The sequence below is a fragment of the Chishuiella sp. genome, assembly GCF_032109125.1.
Classification (GTDB): domain Bacteria; phylum Bacteroidota; class Bacteroidia; order Flavobacteriales; family Weeksellaceae; genus Empedobacter.
The window spans coordinates 25,778-51,594 of sequence record NZ_DAMCLZ010000011.1 but is presented as its reverse complement, the minus strand read 5'-3'; the positions used below and the strand labels follow the sequence as shown (position 1 = coordinate 51,594).

Annotated in this window: 26 protein-coding genes; 5 read left to right on the top strand and 21 right to left on the bottom strand. The window is 24.7% G+C overall.

Features of this window, described 5'->3' with window-relative positions:
• Positions 1 to 482: 482 nt before the first annotated feature.
• The 5 genes from RT575_RS11645 to RT575_RS11625 form a co-directional block, all read right to left on the bottom strand.
• A complete protein-coding gene (locus RT575_RS11645; RefSeq protein WP_313581030.1) occupies positions 483 to 1,505 on the bottom strand; it encodes a glycosyltransferase in 1,023 nt (340 codons plus the stop codon).
• On the bottom strand, positions 1,505 to 2,017 hold the full coding sequence (locus tag RT575_RS11640) for a hypothetical protein (RefSeq protein ID WP_313581029.1): 513 nt from the start codon (positions 2,015 to 2,017) through the stop codon (positions 1,505 to 1,507). The genes RT575_RS11645 and RT575_RS11640 overlap by 1 nt, the downstream gene beginning before the upstream one ends.
• Before the next feature lie 101 nt (positions 2,018 to 2,118).
• A complete protein-coding gene (locus RT575_RS11635) occupies positions 2,119 to 2,988 on the bottom strand; it encodes a glycosyltransferase (RefSeq protein WP_313581027.1) in 870 nt (289 codons plus the stop codon).
• A 10-nt stretch (positions 2,989 to 2,998) separates the two neighbouring features.
• The gene (locus RT575_RS11630; protein ID WP_313581025.1) at positions 2,999 to 4,267 is read right to left on the bottom strand and encodes an ATP-grasp domain-containing protein; all 1,269 of its coding nucleotides are present in this window, start codon (positions 4,265 to 4,267) and stop codon (positions 2,999 to 3,001) included.
• Between the two features lie 3 nt (positions 4,268 to 4,270).
• Positions 4,271 to 5,353 (bottom strand): DegT/DnrJ/EryC1/StrS family aminotransferase, encoded by a 1,083-nt coding sequence (locus tag RT575_RS11625; protein WP_313581023.1) that lies wholly within the window; start codon positions 5,351 to 5,353, stop codon positions 4,271 to 4,273.
• 65 nt (positions 5,354 to 5,418) lie between these two features.
• Between RT575_RS11625 and RT575_RS11620 the strand changes: the two genes are divergently transcribed.
• Entirely contained in the window at positions 5,419 to 6,417 is a 999-nt protein-coding gene (locus RT575_RS11620) for a glycosyltransferase family 2 protein (RefSeq protein ID WP_313581022.1), read from the top strand.
• Here RT575_RS11620 and RT575_RS11615 read toward each other — a convergent pair.
• Positions 6,414 to 7,196: a glycosyltransferase gene (locus tag RT575_RS11615; RefSeq protein WP_313581020.1), complete on the bottom strand. Its 783-nt coding sequence runs from the start codon at positions 7,194 to 7,196 to the stop codon at positions 6,414 to 6,416. The genes RT575_RS11620 and RT575_RS11615 overlap by 4 nt on opposite strands.
• 41 nt (positions 7,197 to 7,237) lie before the next feature.
• On the opposite strand from RT575_RS11615, the gene RT575_RS11610 reads away from it, so the two are divergent.
• Both RT575_RS11610 and RT575_RS11605 read left to right on the top strand, forming a co-directional pair.
• Complete coding sequence (locus tag RT575_RS11610) at positions 7,238 to 8,080, top strand: glycosyltransferase family A protein (RefSeq protein WP_313581018.1); 843 nt, start codon at positions 7,238 to 7,240, stop codon at positions 8,078 to 8,080.
• 90 nt (positions 8,081 to 8,170) lie between these two features.
• Positions 8,171 to 9,634 (top strand): glucosyltransferase domain-containing protein, encoded by a 1,464-nt coding sequence (locus RT575_RS11605; protein ID WP_313581016.1) that lies wholly within the window; start codon positions 8,171 to 8,173, stop codon positions 9,632 to 9,634.
• An 8-nt stretch (positions 9,635 to 9,642) separates the two neighbouring features.
• Here RT575_RS11605 and RT575_RS11600 read toward each other — a convergent pair whose 3' ends face one another.
• The 12 genes from RT575_RS11600 to RT575_RS11545 form a co-directional block, all read right to left on the bottom strand.
• Positions 9,643 to 10,671 (bottom strand): acyltransferase, encoded by a 1,029-nt coding sequence (locus tag RT575_RS11600; RefSeq protein WP_313386174.1) that lies wholly within the window; start codon positions 10,669 to 10,671, stop codon positions 9,643 to 9,645.
• On the bottom strand, positions 10,671 to 11,810 hold the full coding sequence (locus RT575_RS11595) for a glycosyltransferase family 4 protein (RefSeq protein WP_313581014.1): 1,140 nt from the start codon (positions 11,808 to 11,810) through the stop codon (positions 10,671 to 10,673). The genes RT575_RS11600 and RT575_RS11595 overlap by 1 nt, the downstream gene beginning before the upstream one ends.
• 2 nt (positions 11,811 to 11,812) lie before the next feature.
• The gene (locus tag RT575_RS11590; protein WP_313581013.1) at positions 11,813 to 12,706 is read right to left on the bottom strand and encodes a glycosyltransferase; all 894 of its coding nucleotides are present in this window, start codon (positions 12,704 to 12,706) and stop codon (positions 11,813 to 11,815) included.
• A complete protein-coding gene (locus RT575_RS11585) occupies positions 12,699 to 13,625 on the bottom strand; it encodes a capsular polysaccharide synthesis protein (RefSeq protein ID WP_313581011.1) in 927 nt (308 codons plus the stop codon). The genes RT575_RS11590 and RT575_RS11585 overlap by 8 nt, the downstream gene beginning before the upstream one ends.
• The gene (locus tag RT575_RS11580) at positions 13,615 to 14,568 is read right to left on the bottom strand and encodes a glycosyltransferase family 2 protein (RefSeq protein ID WP_313581009.1); all 954 of its coding nucleotides are present in this window, start codon (positions 14,566 to 14,568) and stop codon (positions 13,615 to 13,617) included. Before RT575_RS11580 ends, RT575_RS11585 begins: the two co-directional genes overlap by 11 nt.
• 1 nt (position 14,569) lies before the next feature.
• Positions 14,570 to 15,391 carry a glycosyltransferase family 2 protein gene (locus tag RT575_RS11575; protein ID WP_313386179.1) on the bottom strand — a complete coding sequence of 274 codons (822 nt, stop codon included), beginning with the start codon at positions 15,389 to 15,391 and terminating at the stop codon, positions 14,570 to 14,572.
• A 9-nt stretch (positions 15,392 to 15,400) separates the two neighbouring features.
• Positions 15,401 to 16,303, bottom strand: a complete 903-nt coding sequence (locus RT575_RS11570) for a hypothetical protein (protein ID WP_313581007.1) — start codon at positions 16,301 to 16,303, stop codon at positions 15,401 to 15,403.
• Between the two features lie 143 nt (positions 16,304 to 16,446).
• Positions 16,447 to 17,652, bottom strand: coding sequence for an ABC transporter ATP-binding protein (locus RT575_RS11565; protein WP_313581005.1), 1,206 nt, complete (start codon positions 17,650 to 17,652; stop codon positions 16,447 to 16,449).
• Positions 17,652 to 18,494, bottom strand: a complete 843-nt coding sequence (locus RT575_RS11560) for an ABC transporter permease (protein WP_313581003.1) — start codon at positions 18,492 to 18,494, stop codon at positions 17,652 to 17,654. The genes RT575_RS11565 and RT575_RS11560 overlap by 1 nt, the downstream gene beginning before the upstream one ends.
• A 5-nt stretch (positions 18,495 to 18,499) precedes the next feature.
• Positions 18,500 to 19,357 carry a glucose-1-phosphate thymidylyltransferase RfbA gene (gene rfbA, locus RT575_RS11555; protein WP_313581001.1) on the bottom strand — a complete coding sequence of 286 codons (858 nt, stop codon included), beginning with the start codon at positions 19,355 to 19,357 and terminating at the stop codon, positions 18,500 to 18,502.
• A 61-nt stretch (positions 19,358 to 19,418) separates the two neighbouring features.
• Positions 19,419 to 20,465, bottom strand: a complete 1,047-nt coding sequence (gene rfbB, locus RT575_RS11550) for a dTDP-glucose 4,6-dehydratase (protein ID WP_313580999.1) — start codon at positions 20,463 to 20,465, stop codon at positions 19,419 to 19,421.
• Between the two features lie 127 nt (positions 20,466 to 20,592).
• Positions 20,593 to 21,780 (bottom strand): pyridoxal phosphate-dependent aminotransferase, encoded by a 1,188-nt coding sequence (locus RT575_RS11545; protein WP_313580997.1) that lies wholly within the window; start codon positions 21,778 to 21,780, stop codon positions 20,593 to 20,595.
• A gap of 115 nt (positions 21,781 to 21,895) precedes the next feature.
• Between RT575_RS11545 and tpx the strand changes: the two genes are divergently transcribed.
• Positions 21,896 to 22,396, top strand: a complete 501-nt coding sequence (gene tpx, locus RT575_RS11540) for a thiol peroxidase (RefSeq protein WP_313386187.1) — start codon at positions 21,896 to 21,898, stop codon at positions 22,394 to 22,396.
• A 46-nt stretch (positions 22,397 to 22,442) separates the two neighbouring features.
• On the opposite strand, the gene RT575_RS11535 is transcribed toward tpx, so the two are convergent.
• Positions 22,443 to 23,333 carry a 3-hydroxybutyryl-CoA dehydrogenase gene (locus tag RT575_RS11535; RefSeq protein ID WP_313580995.1) on the bottom strand — a complete coding sequence of 297 codons (891 nt, stop codon included), beginning with the start codon at positions 23,331 to 23,333 and terminating at the stop codon, positions 22,443 to 22,445.
• 135 nt (positions 23,334 to 23,468) lie between these two features.
• The gene (locus tag RT575_RS11530) at positions 23,469 to 24,473 is read right to left on the bottom strand and encodes a Gfo/Idh/MocA family oxidoreductase (RefSeq protein ID WP_313580994.1); all 1,005 of its coding nucleotides are present in this window, start codon (positions 24,471 to 24,473) and stop codon (positions 23,469 to 23,471) included.
• Between the two features lie 72 nt (positions 24,474 to 24,545).
• Here RT575_RS11530 and RT575_RS11525 point away from each other — a divergent pair, with 72 nt between their 5' ends.
• Entirely contained in the window at positions 24,546 to 25,193 is a 648-nt protein-coding gene (locus RT575_RS11525) for a protein-L-isoaspartate(D-aspartate) O-methyltransferase (RefSeq protein ID WP_313580992.1), read from the top strand.
• Between the two features lie 184 nt (positions 25,194 to 25,377).
• On the opposite strand, the gene RT575_RS11520 is transcribed toward RT575_RS11525, so the two are convergent.
• Positions 25,378 to 25,806, bottom strand: coding sequence for a PepSY-like domain-containing protein (locus RT575_RS11520; protein WP_313580990.1), 429 nt, complete (start codon positions 25,804 to 25,806; stop codon positions 25,378 to 25,380).
• Positions 25,807 to 25,817 lie beyond the last annotated feature (11 nt).

Here is a 25,817-nt window from a genome sequence, read left to right as displayed (position 1 = left end):
ATAAAATATTATTCGTTTAATATAAAATAAATTGTAGTCTTTTTTATGTTTAAATTTTACAACTTCTTTATCTTGAGAATTATTTTTAAAGGCTAAAAAATTAAAAGATAATGATGAATATTGAAGACTTTACTAATCCTCTTATATTAATATCATATTATGCTACTATACGCTATTAATATTCTTGCCCAGTGATTTAAATATTTCCCTAATAAAATTATCATAATCAATTAAAAAAATAATTTTAGAAGCTATTTTTACTACGATTATAGAATATTGAGCATATTTTTTATTTTCTTTACCTAAAACAATAATTCTTATTATCTATTTTTTGATATTCATTTAAAGCATTTAATATTGAATCTGTAGATACATCATTTATACATATAATTTCGATATTAAAATAAGTTTATTTAAGTAAAAAGTAAATTAACCAATTCACAAACCACTCAATAGTTCTTAAATTACAACAAGTAGCATTTTCATATATTTGTTTCTACTTTTGCTCCGGAATTAATAAAATATTGCTTAAAATTATTTCTCCAATTTCTCCAATCATTTACAGAAGCTTCTGAAATATTATATTTTTCTAAAAAATTTTCTATATACTTTTCTGAAAAATCATCAGGAAAATTATTATATGAATCTAGCTGAGAGTTATACCATTCCTCATTTAGTATAAAGTTAAAATAGTCAATATCAAAATCACTTGAGGTTTTATGATCGTGCATTGTTGCAGATGAAATATATGTAGTCTTTAAAAATTCTTCATTAGATCTAGCAATAATTGTATTTTTATTATATTTAGATCCTACATTAGATAATTGATTTAATTCCATATAATCTCCATCAATATTTTCCCATGTTTTTAACCAATATTCTTTTTTATAAATTCCCATAGAAATTGATATTAATAAATAATATTTTTTAAAAATAGTAGCATCAATTATACCTAATCTATAAAGAATTGATTTTATTTTCCATTTATTAAAAAAAATATTATGAATCATTTTTTTTGAAGGAGTAATCATTTTAATTGGTAATATTTGTAAAATATTTTTGGTCAGTGGATTTTCAATACTTAAACCTTTCGAAGAAATCCCTTGCCATGATATTTTTAATAATGATATATTATAATTATGCATATCATCAATATATTCATTAAAATTAATTTCTTGAGTAAGCCACACATCATCTTCAGTCACAAAAATATACTCGCTACTTGATTCTTCTACAGTTTTTATCCAATCTTTTGCAGGGAAACCAATAACTTTACTATTATTTTTATTAAAAATATTTTTAAAATATTCACTTTTTTTATCTGCTAAAGTTGTTTTTTTTATAACTACATCTGGATATTTTTCTTTAATTTTTTCTAAATATTTCTCAGGAGTTCCGTCATCTATAATAATTATCCTAAAATCTCCTTTTGCATATTTTTTAATAGAATATAAGCATCTATCTAAATAGTATGGCCTATTAAATGATTTTATTATTATGTCCATTATTTTGAAATTAAATTTGTATTATTTCTTAAATATTTAGTTGTTGGAATTTCAAAATATTTATAAATTAATACTGATAATGATATAGTTACAACCAAAAATAATAAATATAAAATACTCATTGTAATTCCCCAACTACTTTTTCTATTCAAAAGAGTTGAAATAAAAATATCAACATTATCCCAAATTGGTAAATAAGATATAATTATGACAAATAAAAGAAATAAATAATAACTAGGTAAAGTTCTAGACAACCGTTGTTTCCAAAAATGTATTAATTCAGATTTTTTCACATCATCCTTAAATAATTGTTTAATTATTATAGTTCCAACTAAAAATCCGCTGAGAACAAAAAAAATACCAACGCCATCATAATAAATTTTCATATGAAGATCTACTTTATCACGAAAAGGTAAAAAATATGCTGCATGTCCATATATAGCAAAAAAACATAAAAGATCTAAACCGAAAACTCTATTTTTAGTTAAATTAGGTATTTTAAATAAATTCATGTGAAATATATTTTATTAATTACATGTATAAGAATTTCTATTCTTGGATAATAACTTTAGAATACTTGATAAGCTCTGATAAAAAAATCATACACCATTTATTAGTTATTATACTTTATATATTTCATAAAATATATAATTGATTTAATATTAAATTTTTTAATAAAATATCTAAAATTTTTATATGATTGTTGTTTTAATTTACTCTTACTATAAGAGAAATATTTGTTATTATATATTACACTTAAATACTCTAAATGAAAAAATAATTTTTCATAGTAAACAATAGATTTTTCATTATTTGTTAACGATTCTTTATGAATACGATATATGGATGTTTCATCTATTAATCCATATATTTTTCCTTTATTAGCATTAATAAGAAATAAAACTAAGTCTCCAAAAAAAACTTTTTTATCTTTTATAATATTCCAATCTTTTTTATCAAAATTATTTTTATATAATACTGTTGAAGTAGGTATAATCCAATTTGTAAAAATATCAATATCAGAATAAGATTTAGATTCTGATATTTTTTTTAACAAATTATTTATTTTTCCGTTTAAAGAAACTTCTTTACAATTTGTAAAAATCATTTGAAAGTCTTCATTTCTTTCTAAAAAATCTACTTGTTTTTGTAATTTACAAGAATCCGTCCAATAATCATCACCATCACAAATAGCAATATACTTACCTGTTGCTTGTTGCAAAGACCAAATAAAGTTTTTCATACTTCCCATATTATTTTCATGATTAGTATATTTTACTTCAAAATTTTTAGGAATATTATTAATTAATAAATATTTATTAATTATTTCATCTGTCTTATCAGGTGATTTATCATTTGAAAGTATAATTTCAATTGGACCTTCATATTTTTGAGAAAAAATACTATCTAATGTTTGCTCAATGAATTTTTCGTGTCCCCAGGTTATTGTTACTACACTTACTTTAGGCAGCATTGTTTGCATACTGTTTTAATTATATTAGTAATGAAATCATATCTGGACTAAATACTGGAAGTTGAAGATTATTTTTAACTTCATTTCTTTCTGAAAATGAATCATCTATAAATATTGAATCAAAATATTTTATATATTTCCATTTATTATCATCTGGTTTTAAGTGAATCACTTCATCAAAAAGATGTTCAAGTCTATGACTAATTAAGCTTTTATTAATATCAAATTTATGTTTAGTTATTAAATAAATTTGTTTACCTTCATTTATCATTTTATATAAAAAGGATATTATTTCAATATTTACTTTATCATTTATAATTATAACATCATCAAAATCAATATAAACATGATTAAATACTAAATTACTTTTAAATTTAATATCTAATGCCCTGTCCATCTCAACTTCGTAATTATTTTCTATTATACTTACTGGTATATTGAATATATTAAATAAACTTAAGGCTGCGAAGTTTATTCCTTTCATTCTGTATACTGATGATGATCCTCCAAATCTAGATGCAACCTCCATCAAAACTAATTCTTTACTATACCTTTCTTTTACTTGAAAAAACCAAGCTCCATTAAAATTTAATCCATCATTAATTTTTTTTGCTAATTCTAAAAATCTATCTTCTAGGATCATAGATGAAGTATTAACACTTATTCCATTAGATATACGACTTCTCTCTCTAGAACCTACAAACAATAACTTCCCTTTAAAATCAGTAAAGCAGTCAACTGTATACTCTTTACCTGGTAAATATTCAGATATTATACATGTTGGATAATTACTAAGATGATTTTTTAAATCTTCTTGAGAAGTCACTTTTTTTGCTCCTCTGGATCCATAACCTATTTCTGGTTTTAAAAATACAGGAAAATTAATATTTTTATCATCATTATCAAAAACCAATGGAGTGGGTATAATTGTACTTAAAATTCTATATGTTTTTAATTTTGATAAACATATTTCTGTCGTCTCATATGATGAAGATATTATCTTACAGCCTAAATACTCTTCATTCTTTTTTAAAATAGTTATTACTGAATCCATCGCTGGATATATAGCATCTATTTTATTTTCTTTTACAATTTCTATTAGTTTAGGTATAAAATTTTCTTCATTAAAAAAAGGTAAATTGCCTATATAATTTTCATATATAAACTTCCCATGATCATCAACGCTATTTGCGCCAAAAAGATCTACATGAATAGAATATTTTAAAGATCTATGTATTTCCAAAGCTATCTCTGAACCACAAGGAAATACCAAAATATTATATTTCATATATTAATTATTTTGTATTCTTAAAATTATTCTACATATCCAATCTACCTCCTCTTCAGTCAAATCATAAAATAATGGCAAGCATAATACTTTTTTAGAAATATCATCTGTTATTGGCATATCTGTCGAATTTAAATAAGGTAAAGCTGTTGCTAAACTAGGATAAAAATAACGTCTTGTAAATATTTCAGTTTTATCTAATTCTGTTTTTATTTTCAGAAGTAATTCTTCTGATTCTAAAACAAAAGGTAAATAAGCTCCATTATTTTCTGAATATTTATGCCATAAAGGTCTAGAAGCTTTAAAATTAACTAAATTCTCTTCATATCTTTTTGTTAATAATTTACGTTTTAAAATAATTTCATCTACATATTTTAAATTAATTAATCCCATTGCTGCATGAAATTCTGAATTCTTACCATTTATACCAAGTTCAGAGAATGTATCATAACCTGAGATTCCAAAATTTCTTATAAAAGCAATTTTTTTTAATAACTCTGGATTATTAGTTATCATTAAACCACCCTCTATAGAATGATATAATTTTGTAGCATGCAATGAACAAATAGAGATATCACCATATTCGAAAATTGATTTATCTTTAACCTTCACTCCAAAAGCATGTGCTCCATCATAAATAACTTTTAAGTTATATTTTTTAGCTATTTTTTCTATTTTTTCTACGTCACATGGATTACCATAAACATGTGTAGCTAATATTGCTGATGTATTTTCAGTTATTACAGCCTCTATTTTATCTGCATCTATATTTAAAGATTTTTCATCGATATCAACAAAAATAGGTTTACAACCTTCCCAAACAATTGATGAAGTAGTTGCTACAAAAGAAAATGGTGTAGTTATTATTTCTCCTTTTAAATCTAATGCTTTTATAGCCATTTGTAAAGCTATTGTCCCATTTGTAACAAATAATAAATGCTTTAGAGATAAATATTTTTTTAATTCCATCTCCAATTGACTTGCTAATGGTCCCATATTTGTTAACCATTGTCGTTTCCAAATACCTGTCAAATAATTTTGGTATTCTTCTTGAAGAGGTAAAAAAGGCTTTGTAACTGGTATCATTTAGTTTAGTTAATTATTAATTCAAATCTACAAATTTATTTTATCTTCGTAATAGAATTATTCCTATGAAACTTGTAAGTATTATTATTCCCATTTATAATGTAGAAAAATACATTGTTAAATGCTTAGAAAGTGTATTTTCACAAACCTATAAAAATATTGAAATTATATTAGTGAATGATTGTACACCAGATAATTCAATTCCTATAATTAATGATTACTTAAATAATTTATCTAATTATTTTGAAACAAAAATTATACATCATTCTATAAATAAAGGTTTATCTGAATCTAGAAATACTGGAGTTAAAAATTCAAATGGAGAATATATATACTTTTTAGATAGCGATGATTGGATTAGTAATGATTCTATAGAATTATTATTAAACTCTTCTATAAAATACAATTCTGACGTTGCTATAGGTGGAACAATTTGTTATCTTGAAAACGAAAAAATAGAAAAAGTCATTTTCCCTCTACTAAATACTAAAAAGTTTTTAAAAAATAACGAAGAAGTTTTTACTGCTTTTATGAACCATGAATGGCCTGTTATTGCACCAAACAAAATTTATAAAAAATCATTTTTAGAAAAAAACAACCTACATTTTAAACCTAATCTTTTAGGTGAGGATGAATTATGGGCTTTTGAATGGGCTCTTTGTGCTGAAAAAGTGAGCTTTGTAAATGAGAATACCTATTACTATTTTCTAAGAAGTAATTCTATTATATCATCAAAAACAAAAAAGAATTTTGATGATATGTTTTTTATACTTAGTGTCTTCACTAAATTTTATAACAACGAGAAAAATAAGTTTAAAAAAATAAGTTTAAAAAAATACATTTTATATTATAAGGAAATGATTTTGATGATGCAATGGAAAGCTCTATCTTCTGATAGAAAATATTTTTATCAGAATTATAAAAAATTAAAAAAATATCCTTATCTCAATTTAATTGAATTATTATCTAATAATTATACAATAACTCAAAAAAAGAAAAGTTTATTATTTCATTTACCTACGTTGATCGGTGCACCTTTTTATATAAAAAGATATGAACGTTAAAATTTAAAAAACTTATTAATTAGTTTTTTCTTAAGATAAGATAAAATATTCTTTAAAGGTATTAAATCTAATAAATAATTATCATCAATGATTTTTTGATTATTAATCATATTGTTTAATTCTCTTTTAGCGTAAGGTATTTTATTTAATTCATCTAAATAATAAAGTACATGTAATGAATTTTTATATGCACTTTCTCTATTAATAAAATTCCAAGGTGTTGCATAATTTTTGGGAATATCTATACTAAAATAGGTGTTCGAATAAATATAAATATTATTATAAATTTCTTGAGTATTATTATTTTTATTATCAAAGGCATATTTACTTGTAAGGATTGAAGATAAGATTTGGTTACTTGTTTTTATTTCAAATGATTGATTTTGATAGTAATTTATCATATCTAATAAAATAGAGTGATTTTTAATACTTCCTATTAAAGCTGTGGAAACAAATCCTTCTTTTTCTAAACCTATAAAAAAATTATGTATAAGAAACTCATCTAAATTATTTTTAACCTCAACATCTGTATCCATATAAATACCGCCATTATTCAATAGGGCATAAATTCGAACATAATCGGAAACGAAAGCCCATTTTTTTTGATTATATGCTTCTTTTACAAATTCTATAGATTCAGAAATATTAAAATTAGTCTCATTCCATTCCTTTATTTCATAATCTGGTAAATATTTTCTCCATGTTGCTAAACAATATTCAAATGATGATGGCTTGTCTTTTCCTCCAAACCAACAGTAATGAATTATTTTTGGAATCATAAATTAAGGTATATTTGCAAATATAACCAATTGTATTATACATGAAACCTATTGTTACTATTTTTACACCGACTTATAATAGAGCACATTTACTAGCAAGATTATATAATTCATTAATTATACAAACTAATAAAAGCTTTGAATGGTTAATTGTCGATGATGGTTCAACTGATGAAACTAAAAATTTAATCAACCAGTTTCTTAACGAAAATCTAATCTCTATAAAATACTATAAACAACTAAATGGAGGTAAACACACTGCAATTAATAAAGGTGTTGAATTAGCAAATGGTGATTTGTTTTTTATCGTTGATAGTGACGATTACTTACCAGAAAATAGTATTGAAAAAATCATATTTTACTACGGAAAAATTAAGAATATATCATCTATTGCATCAATAACAGGAAAAAGATATATAACAAATGATTTAGAGAAAAATATTGAATTTCATAAAAAAGAATTTGAATCTAATTTTTTTGATATTAGATATAAATATAATTACAATGGTGATATGGCAGAAGTTGTAAAAACTTCTGTTATGAAAGAGTTTCTTTTTCCAGTTTTTAATGATGAAAAATTTTGTACTGAAGCTGTTGTATGGAATAGAATAAGTAAAAAATATAATTGCCTATTTATTGATGAATTTATTTATAATTGCGAGTACCAAGAAGGAGGATTAACTTCAGTTTACTCAAAATTATTATTAAATAATCCTAATTCATCATTACTATATTATAGAGAGTTATTAAAATTTCCACTAAATAATGAACAACGAAAAATAGTTGCCAGATTATATAATGGAATTGCTAAAATTAAAGGCTATTCAAAATTTAAAGTCTTAAGTAAAATAGGAATAATTAATTTTGTAAAAATTTACTTGTAAATCAATCTTAATAATAAAATTTTAAATTTATAGATTAAAAAAAATTATACTACAGAAAAATTAACCAAACTATATACTTTAAAACAAAACATGAAACTACTTAATAATTCTAAAAATTATAATTTATATATTTTAATTTTTCTAATTGCTTTTATAAGCTATTTACCAGCTATTATATTTTTTAATGTACCTCTTGATGGAGAAGGATCTCTTCATTATGGTTTTTTATCAAAACATGGAAGATGGTTTTTAGATTTTATAAAATTTGGACTTAACAAAGATTCCATATATACATACAATCCTTTTTTCACAATATTAATTAGTAATATATTCTTATCTTTTAGTGCTATTATAAACTCTAAAATTTTTAACTTTAACAATTTTAATACTATACTTTTTAGTGCTTTATATATAACTTTTCCTCAATATGCTTATCAATATTATTTCATTACACAAGCTGATGTTATATCATTTGGACTTTTTTTATGTAGTTTGAGTATTTATATATTATATCTTAATAATATTTCTAATTTATTAAAATACTTTATTTGTTTTATTTGTTCTTATCTTATTCTTGGAATCTATCAAACATTACTATTACTTCCTTTTACATTATTATTTATAAGATTTTTTTTAGATTATAAAAAAAATGAGAATAAAGTAAAAGTAATTTTTAATAAAGTCTTTTACTATATAATAATTATAACTGTGTCTGTATTTATATACTATTGTACAATAAAAACACTTAATATAAAAATGGAAAATAATGAGTATGCAAAGTCTTTTTTTTCATTACAGAATTTATCATTGAACTTTAAATATATTATTCGAAATTTACTAGGAAGATTTTATTATGGTCAGCAACCTTATTTATTAGCAACTTTAATTGTAATAAGTTTTATTCTTTATTCTATTATTAAAAATAAAGAAAAAATTTGGACTTATTTATTTTTAATAATATTAGTTATAAGTCCTTTTATAATAATTCTTGTAATGGATTCTTATCCTCCTAGAATTTTCTTATCAACTAATATTTGTTTTTCTTTTTCCATTATTTATTGTTTAACTCACTTAAAAAATAAATATCTAAAAACAATTATTATTAGTACTATTTCTCTTACAAGTATATTTTATATTTCAAAATTATATTACTCTCAATATAAAGTTGGAGAACAAGACAAAACAACAGCAAGAGATGTAAAAACTCAATTAATGATAAACATACCTGATTATAATGATCCTAATTATTCATTTTATTTTTATGGGAGATTAAAAAATTCAGAATTCAGAATAAAAAAATCAGAAGTTTTCGGTGCTTCATTTTTTGAATGGTGTGGAGGAGATACAAATAGAATTTCAGCTTTTTTAAAATATCAAAATATAATGAATATAAAACCTTCATCATTGAAAGATATTAATAAAATCGATACTAAATTAATCCATGAAATGCCTACATGGCCAAATCCTAAAAGTGTTCAAAAATTTAATAATACTATTATAATAAAATTAGGAAATGAAAATAATGAAAATTGTTTATTTTCTTTAGATGAATAGTTAATTATTTAAAATTTCATTTTATACTTCTGCATTGGTTTTTCTATAAAATTCCAAGAAAAATAAGCTAAAATACCTGTAAAAAACATTCCATATATAGTTAATTCAATTACATTTAATTTAAAAAAATACATTAAATATTGTTGAACAAAAAAACCATATATATATATCCCATAAGATATATCACCTATTTTATTTATTATTCCACTAATGTAGTTTGTTTTTAATTGACCAATCAATAATATAAATATTGGTAATAATAATGGTCCTATATACTTAAATAAATTTAAATATATTGATAATGTTATTAAACTTATACAGATCACTCTAACAAAAAAATAATTTAACTTCTCTAATTTTAATAAATACAATAAGCATCCTGCAAAAAAACATTTTGATAATCTATAAAGTTGAAAAGTATCAATGTAAATTAAAGAAAAATATCTATTAAGAAATGTGGGTTTAAATAAAAAAAGGATATAAGAACAAATAAATGCTAATAAAAAAAATAGAATTAATAATTTATTTTTATTTCTAAAAGGATAGATTACTAATAATAAAATATACATTAAAAACTCATAACATAATGACCAAAGCGATCCATTCACAGCACTTGGATAAGGATTATTCTTAAAAACATTATTCATATCAATTTGTACATTAAATAAAGATAAAACTCTAGGAGCATAACTCCAAAAACTAGCCTCCTTTAAAATATTCTTACCTACATACACAAAAGGAACTAATAATAATGTAAATAATAACAATATAAATAAAGCTGGATATAGTCTTAATACCCTTTTCCAAAGATAATTCTGAATAGATTTACTATATTTTAAACTTGATAAAATTAAATAACCACTTAATATAAAAAATATATCAACCGAGAGCCAGCCTAAATTAATTTGCTTATTAGTTAATACATAAACAATATCTTCTTTTGCAGTTAAAGAATAAGAATGAGAGAAAACTACAGCACTTGCAAATAGTAATCTTAAAAAATCAAAGTTATTTTCTGTCCTATAACTCTTTTCCATTATTTTTCAAAAATTTTATTCAAAATATTTCTTAATTCATTTCTCCAAACATCCCAATTCAAAGCTTGATCATATCTTGCTCTAGAAGTTTTACTTAATTCTTGAAATTTACTCTCATTAATTAAAAAAGGTTCAATTATTTTTGCATATTCATCTGCTTTAGCATTTAATGGTAATGCAAAGCCATTTATTCCATCTTTAACAATTGATGTAACTCCTCCTGTAGCTGTTGTAATACTCGGTAATCCATAAGCTGAAGCTTCACAAAAAACAATACCATAACACTCAGCTTCTGTTGGAACAAAAAGAAAATGAGATGAATTTAAAGTATCTTTTAGTTTTTGATAATCTTCAGGTATATTTTTATTTAAAAATGGAACAACTTCCATTATCTCAGATTCTTTTGGAGGTATACAACCTACTACCTTAAGTTTTACATTATAACCTTTTTTTACTAATAACTCTACAGTATCTAATGCTATATCTCCTCTTTTTCTTTCCCATTCTACACTCAAAAAAAGGAATGTAATAGGTTGAGTTAACTTCTTTGGTTGGAAATTATTTTTTTGAGGAACATCTATATTTGCACCAAATCGAAGTAAATGTACTTTATCTGAGGGTAAATGATAAAAAGATACAGCTCTTTCTACTGACCATTCAGATGGTAAAAGCACAGCAGAACATTTTTGAAGAGCTTTTCTCTCTAAATAACGTAATATTTTTTTAGAATACCAACCTAACCCTTTATATGCGGAATAATAATTGATATGTTGGTCGTACAAAATATCATTTACATAAATAATAGGTTGTTTTATATTCAAGAAAGCTATATCATTGATTGCATTAGAAACAAAAAGTAAATCAAAATCAGTTTCTTTTAATTTATTTTTAATTCTTCTTGATGCTATAAAAGCTTTTGTCAAATTTTGATAACGATTGAAAGTTCTATTTAATATTTTTTCATGAAAAGAAGCTACTCTTTCTATAAAATTAATTTCTTTTTCAGTATATTTTGTAGCTGGAATCCAATCAACTTCATAACCTAGTTGAATGAAACTAGAATACATCATATACATTGTTCCTGACCATAATGACTTATCTCTCGGATCTCCATCAGATAAAAAAGCTATTTTTTTCAATTTTATTTTATTTTCTTCAATAAATAAATTCGTAAAATTTTATATTTCTTCAAAATCCATTTTAAATGTTGAAATGCTAAAGAATATTTATTTTTATTTATACATTCCCAAAAATCTAATCTACTTCTAGAAAAAATCATCCAATCTGCTAAATGAGAAATTTTACCTTTATAATAATTTCCAGTGATCTGATCTAGTTTATTATGTCTCAAGTCTCTTTTAAAATCTGTTCCTGCAGATAATCCAGCAGAATGTCTTCTATAAGCTGACATAGTAATATCCATTCCTCTCATTTTTCCTGAGGTTGTTGCAGCCATAAACATTATTGTATCAAAATATAATAGAGTTGGATCATTTAAGGTTTTACGAAATGCATCATTTTTCAAAACGCTTGACTTCATAAAAATAGAAGTTGTATGTACTTGCCAATCTTTATAAATTTCAAATGCAGTATAGTCTCTATTTTCTATTGAACTAAATTGACTATTATTTATTATTATATCATTTTCATCAACCTGGATCACATTATGACAACAAATAGTATAATCCTTATTTTGTTCTAAAAAATCGTATTGTATTTGTAATTTATTTTCATCCGTCCAATAATCATCTCCTTCACAGAAAGCAATATATTTCCCGTTTACTTTCTTTAATGTATCATAAAAATTTGGTGTAGCTCCTAAATTATTTTTATGATTTGTATAATTAATTTCAATATGTTCAGGTGCATTTTCTATTAACTTCTGAATAACTGAATCTGTGTTATCTGTGGATTTATCATTCGATATAATTAGTTCTATTGGAAAATTGGTTTTTTGCATAAAAACACCTTGAAGATTTTTTTCTATAAAATCCTCTTGGTTATAGACAAGAACAATAACTGAAACTTTATTCATTTTTTAATATTTTAGAAGAAATATTAGTTAATATAAATTTTAAATAATTATATAGCCTAATTATTTTTTTCTTGAAACTTTCTTTTTGGCTTAATAATATTAAAAATGATAATTTTTTAAAATTCCCTATTTTTAATTTTTTATCTAATAGATTTCTACCTCTTTTTTCAAATTTTATAAGTATTGGATATTTAGATGGTGGTTGATTATTTAGAAAAAAATCTATGAATTCATAATCATTAAAATTAGCACCAAAATTATAACGATGTCCCGTTTCATTAGCAGAAATCATTAATATTCTATAATCTCGACTTTCTCTCATAATTTTTATTGCTGATAAATAAGCTATTAGGTAATCTGCAAAATAACTTACATTTTGTATTAAATCAAGGTTTGATTTTAAATCATTATAATAAGATGTAGGATTTAAAGATGAATAACAATTCCTAAATTCCATTAACCATTTTCTTATAAAAATATTTCCTCTCGATGTAGCTAAAAACCATGTTTCTAAAATTGGATAATCATAGTTTGTTGTACAAAAATCAGAGTAAAAACCTATTAAATCAGTATGATTTTCTTTTTTTAAAACAAATAACCAATCTAAATTTTCTGTTAATAGAATACTTGCATCCATCCATATACCTCCGTATTTATACAAAAGTTCAAGTCGAATTAAATCTGTATAATTAGCGAGTGGTAAATCTTCTCTTTGTCCTAAAATATCTGGTAAAAATCTCTTTAAAGATTTTTTATTTAAAATGTTAATTTCAAAATCTTTAAGGTAAAATTTTACATTTTCTATACAAATATCTACTAAATCAGAACTACCATCCCAATAAATCCAAATTATTTTTGGGATAATATCCAAATTATTTAATCCTTTTCCCCAAAGAATATTTTTTGGATTATTTTTCATTAAAAAATAATTTTAATAATTTAGGAATATATCTATGTGTAAATCTATCTGCTAGAATTTGTTTTCTTACTCTCTTGTTTAATTTTACTGAGAAATTATCAAAAAATAATTTATTCACTTTATCTTTCACTCCTTCGTTAAATGAAAATGAATCATAGAGGAAACGAAAATAATGTTGAAATAAAGCATTTTCATATTTATTATTATCTAATTGAAATCTATTTTTAAAATACTTTAATACATTTATTTCTTCAGAATAATTAATACCATTTTTCTTTGTATTATTTGAAACTTTTATAGAATGTTGTCTAAAGTAATTTAAAAATTTACCACTAATTACTACATCTGCCAATGAGCCTATTTCAGCCCAAAAAATCCAATCTCCAGCTAATCTATAATTTGTATAATCTTCTGGTATCTGTTTATATAAACCCTTTTTAAAAATTGCCATACTAGCATTAATTAATGTAGTAAAAGGGATTAATTTTTTTTCTACAAAATTTTCCTTTTCAATAAATTCAATAATATTATTCGTACTCCTATAAGGAGATAAGTCATTTTCTAATTCATTATAAAAAACACTTTGACAATAAATCAAACCTGCTGTTTTATATGTTTCAATTAACGATACTAATGTTTCTAAAAATATATTCTCACAAAAATCATCACTCTCTGCAATCCATACCCACTCTCCTTTTGCTAAATCAATTCCTTTATTCCATTGTTTGAAAGTTGAACCAGAATTTACATCATTATATATTATATGAGAAATTTTAGAGTTATCTCTATATTGTTCAATAATCTCTTTACTATTATCAGGAGAAAGATCATCTAATATTATAATCTCAAAATCCTGATAAGTTTGATTAATTACTGAATCTATCCTTTGTCTTAAATAAGGAGCATGATTATAGTTTGGTATTATTACTGAAATAAAAGGCATATTATTTATTAAAAAATGATAAAAATTTATTTAGTATTTTAATTCTTTTACTTTCTAACTTCAATTTAAAGTCTTTATTTTGATTGCTTAATATTAAATTCTTTTCATATAAAGTAAAATAATCTCCAAAATATTTTTCATAAATTCTCCAATGTTTATAGTATACATAATTTTTCATAGATAAAAATTTGTAATTATCAGTATTTATCGTATTATTTCTTGAATTTTCTTTTATCCTATAAAAAAATTCAAATGAACTTAATTTACATATCTTTATTTCTTTATGTGAAAAAATATAATTAATCCAAAATTCCCAATCTTCAAGTCCTTGATCCATTTTAGTATCATAACGTATATGATTCTTTTTAAAAATTGCTGAACAGAAAATAATATTATGATAAAGCATTTTATTTAAAGAATAGTCCTCAAGAATCCATTCTTTATTAATTTTTCCAAAATAAATTGCATTAGAATATATTAAGGTATAACCTTCTTTTATTTTTTCAAAAGCTTTATTTAAATAATTTTCAGATATTTTATCATCACCATCAAGGGGTAAAATCCATTCTCCTAGAGCATTATTAATTCCATTATTTCTAGCTGCGGCAACTCCTAAATTATTTTGATAAATATATCTAAATCGGGAATCTTTTTTCACCCATTCCGAAGCTATTTCATCTGTATTATCAGGTGAATCATCATTTATAATAATACATTCCCAATTAGTATAAATTTGATCTAAAACAGATTGTAAACACTCATCTAAATATTGTGCTTGATTATAACAAGGGACTATTATAGATATAAGAAATTGATTTTCCATTTTACATTTTTATTTATGATAAATATAAATTTCATTAGATTTTTCATACATTTTAAAACTGCTTGTAAATGGGAAACCTAAATTAAAATTTGAATAAGTGATTGATTTTTGATTTAAATATTTTTGGCTATTTTTAAGATTAATCAATTTATAATCAAGTCTATTAATATATTTTGTCCAAAATAAATTATAAAATACAATATTTACACATATCATATTATTATTATTATCATTATTTATAAATTCAAAAAGAATAATCAATTCTTTTAAAAACAAGTTAATCACATTATAATCTCCCCCAATTACTCCAGCATTAACAACCGGCATATTATAAAATATTGGAGGGATATACTGTTTAATTTCTTTTGGTAAAATATTAATTTTATTTCTAATCCACTCATTTGTGCCTATTAAGGATAATTCATCTCGTCCAATATAAAAAATATCATTTTTAATAAAATTGAATATATCCTTATTTAAGTTAAAAGTTACATCATTAATGTCACACATTATTAATTTTTCAACGTTTTTTATATTTAAAAATTCTTTATATATATAAAAACGTTCGTCATTTAATGAATAACATAGAATTTTACATTTTATAAACTTAACATTACTGTTTGTATATTTATGTATAAAATCATCATCTAATGAATCATGAAAAATAATTAAATTATAATTACTTGAAATAGCACTATTATAAAAATTTTCAATATAATTAAAATTATTTTTATTTATACCAATACCACGCTGAGGATCATTTTTTGTTGTAAAATATGTAGAAAGGATTATATTTTTTCCTACTTCCAAATTAGAAATATCATCAACTATTCTAGTTTTATTTTCATCAATTTTAGAATGTATAGGAATTTTAGAAAAATCTTTAAATAAATAATTAAAACTTTTTATCATAATAAATATTTTACAAAATATCATATATTTTGGCCATATTATCATACAAACAAAATTTCGAATAAAATCTAACTTTAAACTTTATTTTCTATGTATATATTGAATACTGACCATAATTGTTTTAGTTTTATAACATAACAATTTTATAATAATTTTTTGATTTTTGGATTAATTTTTTTCAATATTGGAGAATAAGAAACATATTTATTTTTTACATAGAATTTAGCTATATTATTCATTTTAAATATATTTTTATTTTCGAATCCTTCCATAATTCCTACATTAATAAAATATGTATTGGTAGAAAGATCTATTTTTCCTAAATCTATCTCTATATTATAAAGACCAGTATTCCAATTAATTTTATCAAAAGTATAATTAGTTGATATAATTGGTTTTTGTTCTTTGTCAAATACTTGTAAATAAAAATAAGGCATCTTTTTTAAAGAAAAATTTTCAAAATCAAAGCTAACTATCAAATTATCATTCCAATCTATCTCAAAATCTGTATTTTGTTCTTGGTTAAACTTAAAATTATCTAGAATAAAATCTTTGTTTGGTAAAATAACTTGTGTTTTACTTAAATCAGAAGTTTCATTAATTTCAAAATACTTTTTAATTCCTTCAGAAATATTGTCCCCTTGATATTTATCTTGTCCCTTATCCATTATAATGACATGACTACATATTCTTGATACCTGAGTCAAATTATGAGAAACAAATATTACGGCTGTATTAGGAAGTATTTCATCTATTTTTTGAAAACATTTAAGTGAAAATGACATATCTCCTACAGCTAAAACTTCATCTATTATTAAAACATCTGGATCTAAATGAGCTGCTACAGCAAATCCAAGACGAACTTTCATCCCAGAAGAATAGTTTTGTACAGGCATATCAATAAATTCTTCAATTTCAGAAAAATCTATAATAGATTGCATTTTTTCTTCTACATCCTTCTTAGTGAACCCTAAAATAGATGCATTATTATATATATTTTCTCGTCCTGTTAAAATTGGATTAAATCCAGCACCTAATTCAATTAGAGCACCTATTTTTCCTTTCATAACAATCTGTCCTTTATCTGGATTATATAATCCATTTAGAACTTTTAAAAGAGTTGATTTCCCAGCTCCATTATGACCTACTAACCCTATACATTCTCCTCTTTTTAGTTCAAAGCTAATATCTTTTACTGCCCAAAATTCATCTTTACGAAGATCTTTATCTATTTTTAACCCTAGAGAGCTTTTTATAATATCAGATGCTCCATATTTTAAAGAGGATTTTAAATTTTTAGAAAACTTTTTTGATACATTCTGAACAGATACTAATACTTCTTTTTCCATTATCCTCCTATTTTTTCGATTATAATTGGCATTGATTTTCTAAATATAACTAAACCTATTGATAGTAAAATGAAACTAATTACACTTAAAATAATTATATATAAAGTATATTGAGCATCTAATCCTACTAAAGAATTTCTTGTATCAGTAATTAAATAGGTCATTGGATTTAATTCAAATAAATATTTAAAAAAACCTGATTTTGGAATTGCATAAACAACTGGTGTAACATACATCAAAAAAGGTATACCCGTATTTATAAGTTTAGATATATCAGTGTAAATTAAACCTAAAGGTGTTATTATCAAACCTATTGAAAATGAAAACAATAGAATCACAAAAATATAAATTGGAAATAATATGATATCCCATGATGGAACAATTTGATAATAAATCATTACACCAATTATTGGAATCATTTTAATTAATAAATTAAAAATAATTTTATAAATTCCTGCCATTAACAAAGCTTCTTTTGGAAAATTAATCTTTGAAATTATTCCTCTTCCTTGATTAACAGAAAGAATTGGACTTTGTATAGTTTCTGTAAAAATATTCCAAATTGTAGTTCCTAAAATAACATAAACAGGATAAGGCAAACCACCAGGTATCTGAATACTTACAACTCCTGAGCCATTTAAAAACAACCAAATAAAAGAATTTATTATTACTGGAAAAAGAATCCAAAAAACACCTAGTATAGATTGTCTATGTTGAGACTGAATATCTCTCTTAGTCATCTGATAAGCTAGGAAATTAGATTTTCTAATATCACTAAATACATCTTTTAATTCTTTTATAAAATGTGTTTGCTTATCAGATGTATAAACAGTTGTTTTCATAACAATTAAATAATTGATTTCAAATAATCCCCATAACCACTTTTACCATATTTCTCAGCAGCTATTAGTAATTGTTCTTTATTAATAAACCTCTTTCTATAAGCTATCTCTTCTATACAAGAAACACTAACTCCTTGGCGTTTTTCTATCACTCGTACAAATTCTGATGCCTCATGTAAAGACTCAAACGTTCCTGTATCTAACCAAGCTGTTCCTCTATCCATAATTCCTACTTCTAGTTCTCCTTTTTCTAAGTAAACTTTATTTACATCAGTTATCTCTAACTCTCCTCTATGTGATGGTTTTAAGTTTTTAGCTATTTCTACAACTTGATTGTCATAAAAATAAAGGCCAGGTACTGCAAAATTTGATTTTGGTTGAGATGGCTTCTCTTCTATCGATAATACTTTTTGTGCTTCATCAAAATCTACTACTCCATATCTTTCTGGATCACTTACTTCATAAGCAAAAACACATCCTCCTTCTACTGATGTTTTACTTACTAACAATTGTTCTAATCCTGTCCCATAAAATATATTATCTCCTAATACTAATGCAACAGAATCATCACCAATAAATTCTTCTCCTATAATAAAAGCTTGTGCTAATCCATCTGGACTAGGTTGTATAGCATACTGTATATTACACCCTATTTGTGAACCATCTCCTAATAAACGTTGAAAGGGTTCTGAATCATGTGGTGTTGTTATTATTAATATATCTTTTATTCCTGCCAATAATAATGTTGATAATGGATAATAAATCATCGGTTTATCATATACTGGCATTAATTGCTTACTTACTGCTATTGTTAAAGGATATAGGCGTGTTCCTGATCCTCCGGCAAGTATTATTCCTTTCATAAAAATTAAGTTGATTATAAAAAGCCTTGAATTTAACTATTCAAAGCTTTTTTATAGATTTTTAATTGTATTGTGTCTCGTAATAGTTTTGGTAATCTCCTGATGTTACATTATCTAACCATTCTTGGTTAGCCAAAAACCAATCGATCGTCTTTGACAGTCCTTGCTCAAAAGTTACCGATGGCGACCAACCTAATTCTTTATTAATTTTGGTTGCATCTATTGCATAACGTAAATCATGTCCGGGACGATCTTTTACAAAAGTGATTAATTGTTCTGAAGTTCCTGTTTCTCTTCCTAACTTTTCATCCATTTGTTTACATAATTCTTTAACAAGATCTATGTTTTTCCATTCATTAAATCCTCCTACATTGTAAGAATCTCCATCTTTTGCTTCATGAAAAACTAAATCTATTGCCTTTGCATGATCTATCACATATAACCAATCTCTTGTATATTTTCCATCTCCATAAATTGGCAAAGGTTTATTATTAATTATATTGTGTATACAAAGAGGAATTAATTTTTCTGGAAAATGATTAGGTCCATAATTGTTTGAACAATTTGTTAAAACTATTGGTAAACCATAAGTATCATGATAAGCTCGAACAAAATGATCTGAAGATGCCTTGGATGCTGAATATGGTGAGTGTGGATCATAAGATGTTTCTTCTGTAAAAAATCCTTCACTTCCTAGAGCTCCAAAAACCTCATCGGTTGATACATGATGAAAACGCTTTCCTTCATAATTATCTTTCCAAATATGTTTGGCTGCATTCAAAAGATTCACTGTTCCAATTACATTGGTCATTACAAACTCTAAAGGATTTGTTATAGAACGATCTACATGAGATTCTGCAGCTAAATGAATCACACCATCTGGTTGATGCTTTTCGAAAACTTCTAGTATTTGTTTAGCATCTACTATATCTGCTTTAACAAACTCATAGTTCGATTTTTCTTCTATATCTTTCAAATTTTCTAAATTACCCGCATAGGTTAAAGCATCAAGATTGATGATTTGTGTATCAGGATAATTTAATACAAACTCTCTTACAACATGAGAACCTATAAAACCGGCTCCACCTGTAATTAATATCGTTTTCATAGTAATTATTTGGTTTACAAAAGTCTTTTATAAATAATTTCAACGTTCAATTCAATTATATTTATTTATTCTTTTGTAATCATTAAAACTTATTAAATCAATTTTAAACAAAATTTATGCCTAAAATTTACTTTTCTATTAAAGCATTTTTTATTCTAGTCATTGCTTCTTTTAAACTATCAACAGAAGCTGCGTAAGAAATTCTGATACATTTTTTTGATCCAAATGCAGAACCAGAAACTACAGCAACCTGAGCATATTCTAAAATATATAATGCCAAATCATCAGCATTATTTATTTGCACACCATTATATACTTTACCAAAAGTAGCAGATACATCAGGAAATAAATAGAAAGCTCCTTTAGGTTCATTTACTTTAAAACTAGGAATTTCTCTTGCCCATCCCAACATTAATTCTCTACGCTCTGCAAAAGCATCAATCATATATTTTATAGAGCTAGAATCAGCTTCTAATGCTGTAATTGCAGCACGTTGCGCAATAGAATTAGCTCCAGATGTAACTTGTCCTTGTAATGTTTCACATGCTTTTGCTAACCAAGCAGGAGCTCCTATATAACCTATTCTCCAACCTGTCATAGCAAAAGCTTTTGCTAATCCATTAATTGTAACTGTTTGATCATATACTTCAGGAAAAGATGCTATAGAAACATTTTTATCCCCATAAACAATATGTTCATATATTTCATCAGAAATAATAATAACATCTGGATATTTAGCTAATACTTCAGCTAACCCTTTTAATTCTTTCTCTGAATAAACAGATCCTGAAGGATTACAAGGTGAAGAGTAAATAATTGCACGTGTTTTATCTGTAATAGCTTCTTCTAATTGGGTAGGAGTAATTTTAAAATCTGCTTCTAAAGTTCCTTCTACAAAAACTGGTTTTCCTCCAGATAATTCAACTATATCTGAGTAAGATACCCAATAAGGGGTTGGAATAATTACTTCAGTTCCTTCGTCAACAATAGCTTGTAAAACATTATATATTGATTGTTTTGCTCCTGTAGAAACTACAATTTGATTTGCCTCGTAAGAAATATTATTATCTCTTTTGAATTTTTTAATAATAGCATCTTTAAGCTCAGGATAACCAGCAATTGGAGGATAACCTGAATAGTTTTCATCAATTGCTTTTTTAGCAGCTTCTTTTATAAAATCAGGGGTATTAAAATCAGGTTCTCCAATACTCAAGCTAATCACATCAATACCTTGTGATTTTAATTCTCTTGCTTTAGCACTCATTGCTATTGTAGCAGATGGTTTTAAACTTTGTAAACGTTTAGAAAGTTGCATAATTTTATGTGAATTATTTGTCGTATAACAATTTATTATTGCGAAGATACTTTTTTCTCATTATAATTTTATTACTTTTAATCATTAAAATTTAATAATAAAAAATAGATTTATTATGTCTGAAATTACATTTAAAGGAAATCCTATTCATACAGGAGGAGTTTTACCAACAATTGGAGAAAAAGCTCCTAGTTTTGCGTTAACCGCAAGTGATTTAAATCAAAAAACATTAGCTGATTATCAAGGTAAATATGTTGTTTTAAATATTTTTCCTAGTATTGACACTGGGGTTTGTGCACAATCTGTTCGAGAATTTAATAAAGAAATTTCTTCAGTAGAAAATACAGTTGTATTATGCATCTCTAAAGATTTACCTTTTGCTTTATCTCGTTTTTGTGCCGCTGAGGGATTAGAAAATGTTATTACATTATCTGATTTTAAAACGGAAGAATTTGCAAATGCTTACGGTGTGAAAATGGTTGATGGCCCTTTAGAAGGATTATTATCTAGAGCTGTCGTAATTATCAATCCAAACGGAGAGGTTATTTATACTGAACAAGTTCCTGAAATTGGACAAGAACCTGATTACAAAGATGCTTTAGCAGCTATAAAATAATTTAAAAAAACAGCATTACTATTATATTTTAGTAATGCTGTTCTATTTATTTTTGAAACTGAATTGCTAATTTTTCTGCTTTCTTAGAAGTAGAATAATCATAAAAACCTTCACCAGATTTTACTCCTTTTTTACCTGCTGTTACCATATTTACTAACAAAGGACATGGTGCATATTTAGGGTTTTTAAAACCATCATACAACACTTCTAAAATTGACAAGCAAACATCCAATCCTATAAAATCTGCTAATTGTAATGGTCCCATAGGATGAGCCATTCCTAATTTCATTACTTCATCAATTTGTTTAACACCTGCAACACCTTCATACAACGAATAAATTGCTTCATTTATCATTGGCATTAAAATTCTATTGGCTATAAAACCTGGATAATCATTTACTATGACAGGAATTTTATTTAATTTTTCAGTAATTTCTACAATCTTATTTGTTGTTTCATTACTTGTATCATAGCCACAGATTATCTCAACTAATTTCATCATTGGAACTGGATTCATAAAATGCATTCCAATAATTTGTTTCGGACGATTAGTTGCTGAAGCTATTTTTGTAATTGAAATCGATGATGTATTTGAAGTTAAAATTGTTTTTGAGGGAGCAAATTCATCAATTTGTTTAAATATAGACAACTTTAAATCTAAATTTTCTGTTGCTGCTTCCACAACTAAATCAGCTTCTTTTACAGCTTCCTTTAAATCAGAAAATATCTTAATATTACTTAATGTTGATGTTTTATCTATTTCAGTAATAATTTCTTTCGACAACATTCTATCCAAGTTCGTTTCAATAGTTTTCAAACCTTTTTCTAAACTTTCTTTAGAAACATCTACTAAACTAACAAAGAATCCTGCCTGAGCAAAAACATGAGCAATACCATTACCCATAGTTCCAGCACCAATAACTGTAATATTTTTCATTTTTTTGTGTGTTATGTTTTTATTTTTTTCTGCTCATGGTAATTAAAATAATATTAAAAAAGCTATATAATTCTGAAACAATATTTCAACAAACTTTATTTTTAGAGAATAAGTGACTTAAAAGTTAATAATACATTACTCTTTTTCTATTGTCTGGTTTTTTATCACTTGTTGTTCTTTTTCAAAATAAGCAATAATTTCCAAAGCAACTTTTAATGCATTTCTACCATCTTGTAAAGAAACTTTTATTGGAGTTTCATTCACTATAGCATCTGCAAAGCTTTCAAGTTCATCTAAAATTGCATTATTAGGTAAAACCTCAGGATGTTCAAAACAAATTTCTCTGCGATCTCCTTTATCATTTTCTAATATCATTGCAAACTCATTAGGATGTTCAGGAGCTTTATGCATTTTTATAATTTCTGTTTTCTTTGTCAAGAAATCAATTGAAATATAAGCATTTCTTTGAAAAACACGCATTTTTCGCATATTTTTCATTGACATACGAGAAGTGGAAACATTTACAACACAGCCATTTTCAAATTCAATTCTAGCATTTGCAATATCTGGCGTATCACTAATTACAGAAACTCCAGAAGAATGAATTGATTTTATTTCAGATTTTACGATAGATAAAATAACATCTAAATCATGTATCATCAAATCCAATACAACAGGAACATCAGTTCCACGAGGATTAAACTCTGCCAAGCGATGAGTTTCTATAAATAATGGTTCTTCTATAAAAGGTGCTGCAGCTGTAAAAGCAGGATTAAAACGCTCTACATGTCCAACTTGTGCTTTTAATCCTTTTTCATTTGTTAATTGTAGCAAATGGTCAGCTTCTTCTAATGTATGTGTTATTGGTTTCTCTATAAAAAAATGTTTATTTTTCTCAATAACTTTTAATGCTACTTCGTAATGTGACAAAGTTGGTGTTACAATATCTACAACATCAACATTGTCAATAAGCTCTTCCATTGAAGAGAAATATTTATATCCAAATTCAGCTTCTACTTTCTTTCCATTTTCTTGAAAAGAATCATAAAAACCAATTAATTCGTATTTTTCCGATTGTTTTAATAACTTTAAATGTATTTTCCCAAGGTGTCCTGCACCTATAACTCCTACTTTTAACATTTGGCAGATTTTGTCGTTAAAATTAATGAGAATTACTTGTATTTAATGCATTTTTGTAAAAATTTTGAAATAATGTCTGTAGACGATTTTAAACATAAAGGCCGACGAAAAATGTTGGTTGATCTATTGAGATCAAAAGGAATAGAAGACGAAAAAGTACTGGAAGCCATAAACTTAGTACCAAGACATCTTTTTTTAGATAGCGCTTTTGTAGAATATGCATACCGTGATGAAGCATTTCCAATTGCTGCTGGACAAACAATTTCTCATCCTTTTACAGTTGCTTTTCAAACACAATTATTAGATATATATCCCAATGAAAAAGTCTTAGAAATCGGAACAGGATCAGGCTATCAAACTGCTGTTTTAGTCGGCTTAGGTGCAGAAGTTTTTACTATTGAGAGACAAAAAGACTTATTTGATTATTCGAAAATAATGTTAAAAAAAATTAATTTCGAACCTCGTTATCAAACTTATGGAGATGGATATAAAGGATTACCTTCTTTTGCTCCTTTTGATAAAATTATTGTAACAGCTGGTGCTCCAGAAATACCAAAAGAATTATTAAACCAGTTAAAAATAGGTGGAATAATGGTTATTCCTGTCGGTGAAACATCACAACAAATGATTGTAATTATAAAATTATCTGAGGATAATTATGAACACTACGAATTTGGTAACTTCAAGTTTGTTCCAATGTTAGAAAGAAGAGATAAATAATATTTATCTTTAAATTTGGTTGCTTCCTTTTATTTAGTTTTATGCTATATTTTTTCTTCTATAAATTTATAGAAGAAAAAATATAGTGTAGTAAGCACTAAAACTTAAAATATTTTTCTTTTTGTAAAGATTACAAAGAAAGACCTACTTGATCTCAATAAATATGTATTTTAAAACAACTTTATTAATCATCAATTCTTTTAAAATTTCCTCTCGCATCAAAATCAATGTCTAAACCATTAGATAGCTCAACTTCATAAGAATATTTATTTTTCTCAATTTTAACAATACTTGTATTCGGGAAACTTTTCTTAACATATACTATAATTTTTTCTGGTGCATAAGCTGTAGGAATTATATTTCTTTTTCCATCAACTTCTTTCCAGTTTCCACTTCCATCAAATTCTATTTTTGTTCCATTTGCTAAAATAACTTCATAATCTTTAGACAAATAATCATCATCTAAAATAACAGATTTTATTTGAGCTGATTTAAAATGAGTTTTGATAAATTTTTTACCTTTTTCTGGTAATTGCTCAAAAGTAATATCACGATCTTGTGCAAAACTAAAAGCTCCAATTCCTAACATTAATATACTTAAAGTCTTTTTCATTATTCTATTAT